At 57.3% G+C, this 14,935-nt stretch carries 10 protein-coding genes; 7 read left to right on the top strand and 3 right to left on the bottom strand.

All coding sequences use genetic code 11. From position 1 onward, the window contains the following. Positions 1 to 87 precede the first annotated feature (87 nt). The 3 genes from IPK32_01980 (at position 88) to IPK32_01970 (ending at position 3,970) form a co-directional block, all read left to right on the top strand. Entirely contained in the window at positions 88 to 1,194 is a 1,107-nt protein-coding gene (locus tag IPK32_01980) for a DegT/DnrJ/EryC1/StrS family aminotransferase (protein MBK8090786.1), read from the top strand. Next, entirely contained in the window at positions 1,191 to 1,748 is a 558-nt protein-coding gene (locus tag IPK32_01975; protein MBK8090785.1) for a class I SAM-dependent methyltransferase, read from the top strand. The genes IPK32_01980 and IPK32_01975 overlap by 4 nt, the downstream gene beginning before the upstream one ends. 419 nt (positions 1,749 to 2,167) lie before the next feature. Next, positions 2,168 to 3,970: a hypothetical protein gene (locus IPK32_01970; protein MBK8090784.1), complete on the top strand. Its 1,803-nt coding sequence runs from the start codon at positions 2,168 to 2,170 to the stop codon at positions 3,968 to 3,970. Between the two features lie 234 nt (positions 3,971 to 4,204). Here IPK32_01970 and IPK32_01965 read toward each other — a convergent pair whose 3' ends face one another. From IPK32_01965 to IPK32_01955, 3 genes are all read right to left on the bottom strand, one after another. Then, positions 4,205 to 4,498, bottom strand: coding sequence for a transposase (locus IPK32_01965; protein MBK8090783.1), 294 nt, complete (start codon positions 4,496 to 4,498; stop codon positions 4,205 to 4,207). Next, complete coding sequence (locus IPK32_01960; GenBank protein ID MBK8090782.1) at positions 4,423 to 5,244, bottom strand: IS5 family transposase; 822 nt, start codon at positions 5,242 to 5,244, stop codon at positions 4,423 to 4,425. Before IPK32_01960 ends, IPK32_01965 begins: the two co-directional genes overlap by 76 nt. Positions 5,245 to 5,373: 129 nt before the next feature. Further along, complete coding sequence (locus IPK32_01955; protein MBK8090781.1) at positions 5,374 to 6,186, bottom strand: hypothetical protein; 813 nt, start codon at positions 6,184 to 6,186, stop codon at positions 5,374 to 5,376. Positions 6,187 to 7,089: 903 nt separating this feature from the next. On the opposite strand from IPK32_01955, the gene IPK32_01950 reads away from it, so the two are divergent. The 4 genes from IPK32_01950 (at position 7,090) to IPK32_01935 (ending at position 14,627) form a co-directional block, all read left to right on the top strand. Then, a complete protein-coding gene (locus IPK32_01950) occupies positions 7,090 to 8,652 on the top strand; it encodes a hypothetical protein (protein ID MBK8090780.1) in 1,563 nt (520 codons plus the stop codon). 107 nt (positions 8,653 to 8,759) lie between these two features. Further along, a complete protein-coding gene (recN, locus tag IPK32_01945; GenBank protein MBK8090779.1) occupies positions 8,760 to 10,424 on the top strand; it encodes a DNA repair protein RecN in 1,665 nt (554 codons plus the stop codon). An 83-nt stretch (positions 10,425 to 10,507) separates the two neighbouring features. Next, positions 10,508 to 13,732 carry a preprotein translocase subunit SecA gene (gene secA / locus IPK32_01940; GenBank protein MBK8090778.1) on the top strand — a complete coding sequence of 1,075 codons (3,225 nt, stop codon included), beginning with the start codon at positions 10,508 to 10,510 and terminating at the stop codon, positions 13,730 to 13,732. A gap of 97 nt (positions 13,733 to 13,829) precedes the next feature. Further along, complete coding sequence (locus IPK32_01935) at positions 13,830 to 14,627, top strand: PIG-L family deacetylase (GenBank protein ID MBK8090777.1); 798 nt, start codon at positions 13,830 to 13,832, stop codon at positions 14,625 to 14,627. Positions 14,628 to 14,935: the final 308 nt, after the last annotated feature.

Below are 14,935 nucleotides of genomic sequence, written 5' to 3'. Positions count from 1 at the left end.
AAGGCAAGGAGTGCCTGGGGTCGAGGTAGGCGCTACAAGGGACGTTAGTTGCGGGGGCGGGTAGGAAACCGCTAGAACAGTGGGACTATGCTACTGCCTCCGCCTTCGCATTTGTTCCCGGAATACCCACTTGCTGACCAGCAGTTTCACCACGCCGGGATCGAGCTGGCCCTGCGACGTGTGCTGGAGAGCGGGCGTTTTATCTTGGATGCAGAGACGGAGGCTTTTGAGTCGGAGTTTGCGGCTTTTTGCGGTGCTGACCATGTCATCGGCACGGGCAGTGGGACGGATGCTATCGAGCTGATCCTGCGAGCCATGGGCATCGGTGCAGGACATGCGGTGGCGGTGCCTACGATGGCCCCCTCTGCCGTGGCCGCCGCTGTTTTGCGTTCCGGGGCACACATCGTGCTGGTCGATGTGGAGGCGGAGACGCTCACCCTTTGTCCGACTGCGCTGAAGGAAGTCATGAAACACCAAAAGGTGAGCGCGGTGCTGGCCGTGCATCTCTATGGGCACCCGGTGGAGTGGGATGCTCTATCTGCCGTGTGTGCTGCTCATGGTGCCCTGCTTTTAGAGGATGCCGCGCAGGCACACGGGGCGTTGTATCATGGTCGTCCCGTGGGGACGCTGGGGCAGGCCTGTGCGTGGAGCTTTTACCCGACAAAGAGCCTGGGGGCGCTGGGGGATGCGGGCGCTGTGAGTGTGGCGGATGCGGCATTGGCCGGACGCATCAGACAGATGCGGCAATATGGCTGGCAGCAGCGGCATGTGAGTGAGCTGCCAGGTATCAATACGCGGCTGGATGAGATGCAGGCAGCGATTCTGCGTGCAAAACTCCCTGTGCTCACTGCACAGGTGGAGCGGAGGCGTGAGCTGGCGCAGCGGTATGCACAGAAATTACGCGGAGTGCAGCCACTGGGGGTTCGCCAGGGCTGTAGTCATGCGTTTCACCAGTTCGTCGTGCGCTCAGAGCGGCGTGATGAGCTGGGGCGTCATCTGCGGCATCATGGTGTGCCTGTGGCGGTGCATTATCCTGCGGCGCTGCACCAGCAGCCCGCCTTCAGCGATTCTGAGGGCAGTTTTCCTGTGGCAGAGCATGCGGTGCGCCAAGTGCTGTCTTTGCCGCTGCACCCATACATGAACGATCAGGCGGTGGACGCGGTGTGCGGGGCCGTGGAGTCCTTTCCCTCATGAAAGCACAGCAATATGGCGTGCTCCGTGCAATGGAGGATAGGCACTGGTGGTATCGCGTGCTGCATGGCCAAGTGATGCGCATTTTAGAGACGAATCTGCGGCGAGGTGCCGAGCTGCTGGACGCAGGATGCGGCACGGGTGGGCTGCTTGCACGCGTGCAAGGCACGTATCGAGTGCGTGGCTGTGATCGCTCCTCGCTTGCCGTGCGGCATTGCCATGATCGAGGACTAGATCAGCTCGTCATCCAGGCGGATGTGTGTGATTTACCCTTCCCAGAGGCGGAATTCGATGCCGCGCTGCTGCTCGATGTGCTTTATCATCGTGAGGTCGTAGTGAGCCGTGCACTGGCAGAGCTAAGACGGGTGCTACGTCGTAGCGGCCTCCTGGTGGTCAATACGGCGGCCTTTCAGTGTCTCTACGGGGCACATGATGAGGCCGTGCATGGTGCTCGAGGTATCGCGCGGCTGATCTGTGCCGCGTGCTGGAGGAGGCGGGTTTCAAAGTCCTCCATGCGCATTATTGGAATGCATGGCTCTTTCTTCCACTCCTGCTGAGGAGGCGATGCTTCCAGGAAGCAGAGCAGAGCGACCTACGCATGCCACCGCGATGGCTCAATGCACTGCTCACGATAGGCGGACATGCGGATGCCTCGCTCTGTCGTATGCTCCAGGTGCCTTTTGGTTCCTCCTTGATGGTTTTGGCGCAAAAACACGCCTGACCTCTGTGTGGCGTCCATCCTGATCCCATGGTGCAGGTTTGGGCGACCGAGTGTGGCCTTCCTCTCAGGGACAAGCGTGGTCCTGTGGGCCACTAGACATGTGTTTTGCAGAATGACGACCCGCTCTGGCACTCTGGGCACCTCATGGCAAAGCGCAAACACACAAAGAAAGCGGCCTTATCACACTCAGCACCATCAGCAGTGGTCGCTAGCAAGAGTGAGGAACCAGCTCAGGTTTTGCGCACGTCACGGCGCATGCATTTACTCATCGCGACAGTGATGATCGTGATCTGCGCAGGCCTGTATAGCTGGACGGCGGATTTTCCACTGGTCTTTGATGATGTCATTTACATGACAGAGAATAAACTCTTCATGCAGGCACGATCGCTACCGTATTTGACGGACTTTACGGCCTTTGCCACCTGGCCAGGCAAGAACTGGGAAGATCCCGACCTGGCACTGAACATCATCATGCGGCCCGTGGCCTATCTATCCCTGCACCTCAATCACATGCTGGATGGATTTCAGCCGCGGTGGTTCCGAGTGGGCAATATGGCACTCCATGCAGCCAATGGATGGCTGCTCTACATGTTGGTGATGTTAGCTGGTCGTAGTCTGGTGGAAAAAGGCCTGCTGCGGGCTCATTCAGCACGGTTTATCGCAGTCGGAGCCGCATTGCTTTTCATGGTGCACCCATTGGCGACGGAGTCCGTGACGTATGTCATTCAGCGCTTCACCTCGATGGGCACATTTTTTGTGTTGGCATGTGTCGTCCTGCATCTGCGCTCCCTGGATGCCGAGCGCGGGAGTAGGCGGTCATGGTGGCGTGCCGCCGCCGTGCTGTGTGCTCTATTGGGCATGCAGACAAAGGAGGATGCAGTGACGGCCCCATTACTGGCAGTGATGCTGCATTGGCTCGTGATGGGGGCTGGCTTTCGGAAAGCACTCTGGAGCGGGCTTCCGCTGCTGCTTTGCCTGCCACTGGTGCCAGGTCTCGTGTGGCTGACCTCCGCCGTGGTCAATGATGGAGACTGGAGCCTCTCCACCGCGCAGAATATCGTCAACTTCAAGAACGTGCCCTGGTCTGTGGCGACCTACTTCATCACGCAGATCACCGTGGTGGCGGAGTATGTGCGTCTGCTGCTATGGCCTAGCGGACAGAATGTGCTGCCAGACCCTCCTGTGTACGACACGCTTTGGAATGCGAGCGTGCTCGGCTGTGCGGCAGCGTTGGCATGCTTGCCAGGGATAGCCTGGCTGGTGCGTCGATCCCAGAGCGGGGCAGGGCATGGGCGACTGATGCTGGTGAGCGTTGTGTGGTTTTTTGGGACCATTGCGGTCAGTTCCAGTCTGGTGCCGCTGCCCGACATGATGGCCGAGCACCGGACCTATCTGCCATCCGTGGGATTCTTCATTTTTGCCTGCGCCTTGGTGGATTGGCTGGTGGGGAAGTTACAGGTAGCTCCGTTTGTTCTGGGAACAATGAAGTGCGGCATAATAAGTGTTGCCGCTGCATCGCTGACAATAGCGACATGTCTGAGAAATAGGGTGTGGTCCGATGAGATAAGTCTTTGGTCAGATGCTACTGTTCAAAGCTCTGGAAAATTCGTGGCTTGGATGAATCTTGGGACAGTGCAAGCGCGAGCGGGGATGATGGAGAATGCTCTGGAAAGCTACAATCATGCCGTAGATTGCGCCCCGGATATATTTTTGCCCAGATACAATCGAGCTCAGATGTTTGCGCAATTGGGACGTTGGCAAGACTGCGTGGATGAGTGCATGAAGATCAAGGTGGATCTGCCGCGAATTGAAAACGATCTGATTGTATATGCTCATCTGGGATTTGCCCTGGTTTGTACTGGTAAAACAGAGGAAGGGACGGGGTGGCTGCACCGCATCCTGCACTATAACCCCAAGCATTTTAAAGCCCTCAAGCTGCTTGGAATTGTCCATCATGCACAAAAGGAATTGTCACAGGCAAAGATCTACCTCACCCGAGCAAACGAAGTGGAGCCAGGTGATCCTTTGGTGGCAGAAGTGTTGCAGGCCTGTAACTAACTTTACTTCGTTAAATTTCAATACACGGCCAAGTATCTCATGCTTGCTTATTTTTAAGGGCACCTCTGGATAGGGGGTGTTTTTTGAAGTCCGTTTCTGGGAGCGAAAAAAACGATTGTTCGACCTTCCTGTCTTGCTTTGCAGAGGGCTTGTTTCGCTTTGAGGCGCTAGGATTCGGCTGTTTGGAGGCTGTGCAGGTACCTTTTCTGGCTTTGATCATCCTTTACGGGTGCTTTAGCGAACCAAACAGGCATAGCGGTCCATGTTGTAGACCAGATTGCTGAGGTGGTTGTGCTGTGTGGCTCGTTTCAATCCAATGCTCCGACATAGATCGGCTCCCATCTGCGCCATTCGCGCGAAGATGTGCTCTACCCTCACACGCATCCGGCTGATCGTGTGATTGGTCTGCATTTCAGCTTCGCTCAACGGATGGCCCCGTGTGGCTTTGCGCATCAGGAACTCCTGCGCGTTGAGCTTGATGAGATACGCCTCGTGCTCCTCGCTGTGATAGGCCGAGTCGGCGAGCATGGCCTGATCTTTGTCATCAAGCAGTCCTTTAAACACCTGGCTCTCGTGCACGCTGGCGGTCGTGGTGTGGAGTTCAGGATGATCTTGGTTTTCAAGTCGGCCTTCACATGGTTCTTCCAGCCGTAGTGCGACTCGTTGTTCTTCTTCGTCCAGCGTGCTTCGCTGTCTTTCTGGCGGCCCACGGCGGGGTTCTCGTCGAACTCTTCAGGGCGTTCGCCCTGCTTGATGCGCTGGTTCGCCTCGCGGCTGTTGCGCTGGCGTGGGGCTTCCGTGAAGCTGGCGTCCACGATGCTGCCTTCTCGCGCGACGATGCCTTTGCTTTCGAGCATCTGGCCGAAGGTGTCGAAGAGTTTGCGACCGCCTTCGCGACCGTCCTCTTCGATGCGTTGCTTGAAGTCCCAGAGTGTTTTGGCGTCGGGGATGTCGTCGCCGATGCGCAGACCGAGGAAGGCTTTAAAACTGGTGCGGTCAAAGAATTGCTCCTCGGTGTCGTCGTCGCTGAGGCCGTGGAACTTCTGTAGCACAAGGACTTTGAACATCAGCACGGGGTCGAACGGGGGCTTGCCGCCCTTGGTCCAGTCGCGGGTGGCGTAGCCAGTGAGATCTTCGAGCAGCGGGCGGAAACTTTCCCAAGAGATAACGTCGCGCAGCTTGAGGATGCCGAGGGTTTTGGCGGCAACAGCCTGCTCGTGCTCAATGTCGGAGAACAGTCCGCCGCCTCGTTCTGTCTTGCGGTAGCGCTTCATGGCCCCTTTTATGGCCTATGTTTGCTCTCGATCAATAAATTGCCTGGGGAAAGGAGGTTTCCAGAGGTGCCCTTAACGAAATAAACTTAGTTGCTCATTTTCAAGGGGAAGGCTGCGAAAAATCCCGGGCTAGCGCTTGCGGCGAAGCATCAAGGCCATGCCTAGCACCGTTGCTAGGGCAGGGGATGGCTCTGGTACGGGGGCGGCAGTGATGCTGAAGTCATCAAAATAGTTTTTGTAACTCAGCCCATCATTGTTGAGGGCACCACCTTGCAGATCCCAGCGTAGTTCTGTCAGTGCATCAGCATCCAGGCCCAGGGCCTGGTCGCTCAGGATAGTGTCCATCCCACCTAGCACGGCATTAAGATCATCATAGCCACGGGCGGATAGGCTGATGGTGTTCGCGGCAGTATTGAGAACCAGTGCAATCTCCGACCAGCCTGTAGCCCCAGTGGTGGTGCCGGTGGAGACCCAGTTGCTACTGCCCGCCAGTCGGTATTGGAGGATGTTTTCACCCGTATATCCCACCTCAAATACAGTCTGCCCGATGGCATCGCGTAACGATAATCCCATTACATTATCGGGGTCGGTATCATCGGTGTCTGCGGGGCATATCCAGAAGGCCATCGTGACGAGGCTGGCAGTTGTCGAAAGTGGGTTCACTCCACCGAAGTCGCGACTGTCCAGGCTATAATCGTAACGCATATCCACGTCTTGAGCCAAAAAGTTCAGCACCTGAGATCCACTGCGGGCACCGGTGTAACGGTAAGCCTGGGCGTAATCCCTATTTTGAGAAAAGGGCAGTCCCCCTGTGTTTCCGTAGTACTGGTATCCATTCGCTGCGGTGCCTCCGATGTCCTCCTGGACGTCCCCCAGCCACCGCACGCCAGAGTCCACTGTTGTCGGCGATGTCCAGTGCGTTACCGCCTGGCCCGCCTGCATTTGTCCCAAACTGCCCTGCGTTGTAACGCGAGAGGTCTGAACCGTGGGTAGAATCTCCCATGGTATTGGGGAAAGTACTGGAAGGCACGATGCCAGTAAAGCCGGAGCCCGAGTTGTTGTTGAGGTAGAATTTTGCGTCTCCGACGATGTCGAGAGAGGTTATCAAACCATTAGAGGGGACGCGATAACCATCCAGCTCCTCGAACCCGCCCAAATAGGCATTGGCAGAAGGAATGATTGCAAAAAGTAACGCAAAATATGTTACGAAATGACCTGCGGGAGATTGAATCGAAAATGAAGGATGGCGGGAGCTCCTCATGGTTCGGGTACCTTTACCATTAAGGTTTATTATTTACAATAATTATTTTATTGATGGGGAATCCATTCAGAAAGACCAAACTTGCTCAATTGGAGCCGTTTTTCGCTTTGTTTCCTCTCGGTGGGTGGCGCGTAATGTTGGATATAGTTTGATTTAATTTAATATACCATAATATTTATAATGAAATGAGCCTTACCCACCTGCTAGCCCCATCCACGCTTACTGCCGATTTGATCCAAGCTGTCTTGGTATTGCTCACATTGCTCATTTTTTGCACCATCGGCCACCTCCTTGTGCCGCGAAAAATGTTGCCTGGCCCCAGGATGACTCGACTTGCGGTCATTTTGAGCTCGGGGCTCGTTTTTTGCATCGGGGTAACTTCTTGGCTCTGTTTTGGTCGTTTCAATTACATGAGTTGGCTTTCTATTTGCCAGATATTTGGGCTTATTTACTGGGTTATACGGAATAAACGTAACGATTATGGCTCTCAGGGGAGTTTCGAAGCAGAAGAGCCCTGGAGCAGTCGAGAAGTCATTCTGAGCTCCATTGTAATGCTTATTTTGCTAACGTTGTTACAGTTACCGATGCGTTACTTGGGTGGCGATGGCCATATTGTGCGATTCAACAAGGACTGGGCATTCTTTATCGAGATGGTATTGGCCCTGCCAGAGTCCCATGCGGCCAATGGCTGGTCCATCGTCCTCGGTGAGCATGCAGCGGCGGCTACTGGCATCCAGGACACTTGGTATCACTGGGGACCGATGATGCTCGGTACTGCCATTCGCACCGTCACGGGGCTGCCTGCGGCTCAGTCGCTGCTGATCATTACAAATGCAGTTCTCAATGCCATCTTACTCATCGCTTTGGCTGCCTTTGTGCGCAGTTTTAGCCGCCTCGCAGCTTGGCAAAGCCTCCTAGCCGCCGGAGTCGCCCTCATCAGTGTGAATTTCCTCCGGCTTCTACCCGAGGTGTTTAATTTCATGGGGAACTGGCTGCCCTATGACCTCTTTCATCATGTGCGCATGCCGCTGGCCACCATGTTTGCCTATAAATATGAGGCTGTGGTGCTCTTTGCGGCGTTACTGCTCTGGCAGGCCGGTAGGGGGCGCTTTGCGCTGGGGATGCTCTATCTGGCCGCCTGCTCGGCTCCGCACACGGTCGCCTTCATGGCTGCCGCAGGAGGCACCCTGGCTGGTGTCGGCGCACTCCTGAGGGACCGGTCGATGCTCCGTGTCGGTGCCTCCATCACCTCGGTCATGCTGAGTGGTTGGGCCACGGTGCATTTCATCTTTCAGGCGGGGCTCAATGGAGGGCGGGAAAGTGCCCACGCTAGCCTCACCGGGGGAGCGCAGTTGCTAGAGGCGCTGCGGTATGGCCTCCTGGACAGCGTCGTCACCCTCCTCGTCACCGCCTTCTTTGTGGTGGGCTGCGTGTTCCTGATCCGCCACGGCCGAGGCCAGAAAGGCTCACCCATCCGCCTTCTTGGCTGGCTATGCCTCAGTGGCATCGTTGGGGCATCCTTCGCTCTCCAGGCCATGCACTCGGCAGACCGGTTTCACGTCGTTATCATGACACATTCGGTGCTCGTCATGCCCATCGGGGCCTGTGGCCTGCTTTGGCTGATCCTACGTTCGCAGGGGCGGCTACGCATGCTCGCCCTCGCCCTTTATATCATCGGTGCGGCCTGCGGCATCCATACGCTGCTCTCCAATGCCGCACTCCAAGGGGCAGAAACCTGGAGTGTGCAGGACGTGCAGGAGCTGCACCAGCATCTCCAGGGCCGCCCTGTGGGCTACCTCGCTCAAAATGACCGCGACTGGTGGATTCCGAAGCTTTGCACACTCGGTGCCGTGCTCGACTCCCGCTGCGTGCGGCTCAATCCCCGTGATGAGCGAAAGCTCGACCACTACGACGCCATCAGCTCCCGCACTCCACTACGCTGGCTCCCGCCGAAAGAGGGTGAAACGCAGGTGGACTGGTCCTTCCGCTTCGCCCAGGCGCTAGGCATCCGTCACATCGTCGAAACCTGGCAGGACCCGCTCCCCGCCAGCATCCGTGCCCGCCTCCAGCCCATTCATAGCGTCCCAGGGCTCATGCTTTATGAGATCGGACCGCAGGCCCCCAGTGTGGCGGGGGCACAGAGATAGAATCCTCCAGCAGATCGTGCCGTAGTCACCATTTCTGTAATATCAGTGCCAGTCATTGAAATGACGAGCATGCTCCCCATCTTCGCGCACCACATTCATTGCCCCGCATGCTCTCCGTCCTCAAAATCCGCAACCTCGCCCTCGTCGAAGACGTGACATGGGAACTCGCCGCCGGCCTCGTCGGCGTCACTGGCGAGACGGGTGCGGGGAAATCCATCATCGTCGGAGCCCTGAAGCTCCTCCTCGGCGAGCGGGCGGACCGCTCCCTCATCCGCACCGGGCAGGATGCCTGCACTGTCGAGGCCAGCTTCCACCTCCGCGACACCGAGGCCATCGACAGCGTCCTCGCAGAGGCCGGGCTCGATCCCTGCCAAGACGGCGAGCTGCTCATCAAGCGCACCATCAGCGCCAGCGGAGCGAATAAACAATTCGTCAACTGCTCCCCAGTCACCATCCAGGTGCTCAAAAGCCTCGGAGAGCACCTTGTCGATCTCCACGGCCCCCACGATCATCAATCGCTCAACTCCCGCGACCGCCAGCTCGACATGCTCGATAAATTCGCCGCCATCGAGGACCAACGCGGCAAGTATGAGGCCGCCTGGACACTCTGGCGTGCCGCTGTGACCGAGCTAGATGAGCTGGAGAACTCCGAGCGAGCCACCAGCCAGCAGCTCGACATGTTCCGCTTTCAGGCCAAAGAAATCGCCTCCGCAGAGCTCAAAGATGGAGAGGAAGAAGAGCTCGAAGCCCGCCACCGCATCACCGCGAATGGTGCACGCCTCGCGGAGCTCTGCGCCGCCATCACCACCCGCCTCAGTGATGGCGATGGCAGCATTCTGGATGGCCTCCGCGACCTCGCCCGCAGCATCCACGAACTCGAAAAAATCGACCCCGCCTCCACGCAGCTCTTTGCGGGCTTCAAATCCGCCCACATCGAGCTCACTGACCTCGAGAGCAGCGTCCAAGACTACGCCGATGATTTGGAAATAGATGCCGCAGAGCTCGCTCAGATCGAAAGCCGCATCCACACCATCCAGACCCTCAAACGCAAATACGGACGCAGCATCCGCGAGATCCTCGACTTCCTCACCGACACCGAGCGCAAACTCGCCAAAATCGAGAACCGCAGTGAGGAAATCGCCAAACTCCAAAAACTCGTCCAAGACCGCGAAAACGACGTTTTGAAGCTCGGACGCCAAATTTCCAAAAAACGAGCCGAATCCGCCCCCAAGCTCGCCAAAGAAGTCGCCACACATCTGACCGATCTCGGCTTCAAACAGAGCATTTTCTCCGCGCAGCTCACTATCCAGCCCACACCTGCCAAAAGCGGCCTCGAAGAGGTCGATTTCCACTTTGCGCCCAATCCGGGAGAACCCTCCAAGCCCCTCCGCCTCACCGCCAGTAGCGGTGAAATGTCCCGCGTCCTCCTCGCCGTGAAAAGCGCCCTCGCCAAGCAGGATGCCGTGCCGCTCCTCGTCTTTGATGAGATCGATGCCAACGTCGGCGGCAACATCGCCGAAGCCGTGGGCCGTAAAATGTCCGCCCTCGGAGCCACGCATCAAGTCATCGCCATCACGCACTTTCCGCAGGTCGCATCGCTCGCAGGCAGCCAGTTTGTCGTCACCAAAGAGATCAAAGGCGGCCAGACACGCTCACAAATCCACGAGATCACAGGTGATGCACGGCTTGAAGAACTCGCCCGCATGCTCGGAGGCTCCGCCGCCAGTGCCCGCGAGCACGCGAAAAGCCTCCTCAAATCCGCCAAGAAGTAACCCCGCCCGCTCTTCCTGTCTCCCCCCTTGCGCCTCCGCCTGCCCGCTCCATCTTCCAAGCCCCTTTTCCCACTACGTCCCTCATGTTCAACTGGTTCATCAAAAAACTCCTCGGCTCCAAAAACCAGCGCACCGTCAAGCGCCTCCAGCCCGTCGTCGCCGAGATCAACAAGATCGAAGAACAGCTCCAGCAGGGCACCGTAGAAGGACTGCGTGAGCGAGTCGCCAAGTGGCAGCAGCAGTTCCGCGCTTTTCACACGCCACCTTTCCTCGGCGGTGTCGGCCTGCGTATCGCGGACGAAAATGCGGTCAATGCCACGCTCGAAGCCATCGCTCCTTACTTTGCAGCGCTGAAGCAGCACTTCAGCTCTCTCGAAAACGATTACCTCGCTCCTAGCTCATGGGCTGCCGCTTCTATCGATGACAAAAAAGCTCGCATCGACCGTGCTCGCGACGCTTGGAACAAAATCCAGCCCCAGTTCGCCGAGATCGAGGCCAAACTGCTCAACGACATCCTCCCAGAAGCCTACGCCGTGGTGAAAAACGCCGCCCGCAGGCTCTGCGGCAGTGAGCTGGTCATCTGTGACATGCCTTTGAAGTGGAACATGGTCCACTTCGACGTCCAGCTCATCGGCGGCATCGCCCTGCATCGTGGGATGATCGCCGAAATGGCCACTGGCGAAGGTAAAACACTCGTCGGCACTCTGCCGGTGTTCTTGAATGCTCTTACCGGCCGTGGCGTGCACGTCATCACCGTGAATGACTACCTCGCCCGCCGTGATAGCGAGTGGATGGGTTATTTGTACAAATTCCTCGGCCTCACCGTCGGCTGCATCCAGAACGACCAGTCCAGCCAGTTCCGCGCAGAGCAATATCAGTGCGACATCACCTACGGCACGAACAGCGAGTTCGGCTTCGACTACCTGCGTGACAATGGCATGGCCTCCAGCAAGCAGCAGCAGGTCCAGCGCGGCCATTACTTCGCCATCGTAGATGAAGTGGACAGCGTCCTCATCGACGAAGCACGCACGCCCCTCATCATCAGCGGCCCCGTCGCCGCCTCAGAGACCAGCCACCACTACGAGCGCTACAAGCCCCTCGTCGAGCAGCTCGTGCGCCGTCAGACCACGCTGTGCAATAAAATCATCTCCGACGCCAAAGAACTCGTCGCCACCAATCCCGAAGAGGCCGGCAAACGCATGTTCCAGGTGCATCTGGGCCAGCCCAAAAACCGTGCCCTCACCCGCTGCAAAGAGGACCCCGAGCTGCGCCGTCTCATCGAAAAAGCCGAGCTCTCCCTCTATCAGGACACGCAGAAGGTCGAATACTTCAAACTCAAGGAGGAGATGTACTACTCCATCGAGGAAAAGAGCCACGAGGCCGACCTCAGCGAGATGGGCCGCACCTTCCTCAATCCTGACGATCCAGACGCCTTCGTCCTGCCAGACATCGCCACCATTTTCAGCGAGATCGACGGTGACGCCTCACTCACCGACGAGCAGAAGCAGCAGAAGAAGACCGAAACGCAGGACCGCCTCTCCCACCAGGGCCAGCGCATGCACCAGATCAGCCAGCTCCTGCGTGCCTACACCCTCTATGAAAAAGACGTCGAGTACGTCGTCGAGGATAACAAAGTCATGATCGTCGATCCGCAGACAGGCCGCAAAATGGCCGGTCGCCGCTGGTCCGATGGGCTCCACCAGGCCGTCGAGGCCAAAGAAGGCGTCCATATCGATGCCGAGACGCAGACGCTCGCCACCATCACCATTCAGAACTACTTCCGCCTGTATCAAAAACTCGGTGGCATGACTGGTACCGCCGAAACCGACGCCGCCGAGTTCAATGACATCTACGGCCTCGATGTGCTCACCATACCGACGAACCGCCCCATCAAGCGCCTCGACCAAAACGACAGCATTTACAAAACACGCCGCGAGAAGTTCCAGGCCGTCATCGAGCTCATCAAGCAACTGCACGCCAAAGGCCAGCCCATCCTCGTCGGCACCGCCAGCGTCGAAGCCAGTGAAACCCTGAGCCGCATGCTCAAACTGCAAAAAATCGTCCACAATGTCCTCAATGCGAAATACCACCGCCAGGAGGCCGAAATCGTCTCCAGAGCCGGCTTAAAGGGTGCCGTGACCATATCCACCAACATGGCCGGCCGTGGCACGGACATCAAACTCGGCGAAGGTGTCGCTGAACTCGGTGGACTCTTCGTCTTGGGCACCGAAAGGCATGAAAGCCGCCGCGTGGACCGCCAGCTCCGCGGTCGTAGTGCCCGCCAGGGTGATCCCGGTGAGAGTAAGTTCTTCCTCGCCTTCGAAGACGACCTCATGCGTAACTTTGGAGCCGCAGAGCGCATGACCAAGATGATGGAGCGCTTTGGCATGAAGGAAGGGGAGGAACTCCAGCACCCCTGGCTCAACCGCAGCGTCGAAACCGCCCAAAAACGCGTCGAACAGCGCAACTACGTCTGGCGCAAACGCGTCCTCGAATATGACGACGTCATGAACCAGCAGCGCGAAGTCGTCTATGAATGGCGCAATGACGTGCTCAACAGCAACGACACGCGTATTTTGATCAATGACGCCGTCGAAAAAGGCATCCGCGACCGCTTGGCCGAATACATCCCGCAGGAAAAAGGTGCCACGCCTGACTACGACGGCCTGCTAAACTGGATCAACATGACCTTCCCCATCGGCCTCCGTGCCGATGATGCGGCCTTCGACACCCGCGACTTTGAGGGCAACGTCCTTTTCATCCGCGACCGCATCCTCGCCGCCTATGACGTGAAGGTGCAAGGCGGCAATCCCACCGCCCTCCAGGAGATCGAAAAAATGATCCTCCTCAACGCCATCGACCGCCTCTGGCAGGAGCATCTGTATGCGCTGGATGCCCTCAAAGAAGGCGTCGGCCTCCGCACGCACGGGCAGAAAGATCCGCTCATCGAGTTCAAGCAAGAGGCCTTCGGTGCCTTCAGCACCCTCATGACCAGCATCAATGGCGAAGTGCTCGGCAACCTCTTCCGCAGCACCCAGCAGCTCGCCGCCTTTGAGGCCTTCTTGGCCCAGATGGCCATGCAGGCATCCAGCGCCGCTTCACACTCCCAGGATAGCTCTGCGGCAGAGGACGAGGACGAAGAAGAAGAGCAAAAGCCTACTGATCCAGCCCTCTCAGGCCCGCGTCTCATCATCCCCACACGCACGCCAGCCGCTGCGCAGCAGAAATTCCAAAACATCGGACGCAATGATCCTTGCCCCTGCGGCAGTGGCAAGAAGTACAAGCAGTGCTGTGGCCGCCTCGCCTGATCGCGGGAATATTTTTCATCTCAGAGGTTTCATCGCCCAGCTCGCTAGGAAGCTAGGAAAGCTGTGGGCATCCGCAGCGTAACCATTTGCTCTCACTATGCCCTCCGCCTTAGCCATCTTTGCACACCCTGACGACATCGAATTCGTCGCTGCTGGAACTCTGTTGCTACTCAAGCAGCGTGGCTGGGACATTCACTACATGAACCTATGCAGCGGTAATGGTGGCAGTGTGCAGATGGATGGCCCCACTACCGCCCGGAAGCGCCTAGCAGAGGCTCAGGAGGCTGCTCGCATCCTAGGAGCATCCTTTTATCCGCCCATTTGTGACGATCTCGAGCTCACATACGATCCCCGGCTACTGCGCAAAGTCAGCGCCGTCGTGCGTGAGGCACGCGCAGACATCGTCCTCACCCATGGTCCAGCCGATTATATGGAAGACCACATGGCTGCATGCCGACTCGCCGTGACGGCCGCCTTCGCTCACGGCATACCGAATTTCGTCACCGATCCACCGCGTCCCGCTTACACGCATGATGTCACCGTTTATCATGCCATGCCGCATGGTCTGTGTGATCCACTGCGCCAGAAGCTGCAAGCTGGCAGCTATATCGATACTCACAGCGTCCATGAGGTTAAGCGCCACTCCCTAGCTGCGCACGAGAGCCAAAAGCACTGGCTGGATGTTTCCCAAGGCATGGACAGCTATCTCATCAGCATGGATGAGGCATCTCAGGCCGTCGGAAAGCTCTCCGGCCGCTTCCAATACGCCGAAGGCTGGCGCAGGCATCTCCATCTCGGATTTTCAGTCACAGATCGTGATCCGCTCAAGGAGGCCCTTGGTGAGTTGTGCCTCATCAATGAAAGCTACGAGCAACGCCTCGCTAAACCGATCTGATTTCATTCATTTTGCAGGTGAGGGCTCGTGGCGCAGGACAACTGTAGCTGCTCACTCATTATGAGGATTTTACCAGCAAGGAGCTGCCTTTGGGCATCTTCGGAGGCTCTTTTTATTGAATTTATCACATCTTCAATGTCCGTAAATGCCTGGAGAAAAGGTATAATTAATGCGAATTAACTAAAAATGTAATAATTTCTATTGCATTAATTCACAAATCTATTACAATCACAATAATTCGAGAACGAACTGCTCCGCAGCTCTACCTCCCGAAGAGCCAACAGCCCAAACTAAAACCATAAAATACA

This window comes from Verrucomicrobiaceae bacterium (genome assembly GCA_016713035.1).
Classification (GTDB): domain Bacteria; phylum Verrucomicrobiota; class Verrucomicrobiia; order Verrucomicrobiales; family Verrucomicrobiaceae; genus Prosthecobacter.
Note: the sequence above shows the minus strand (reverse complement) of the source record. Positions and strands in the feature narration are given on the sequence as shown.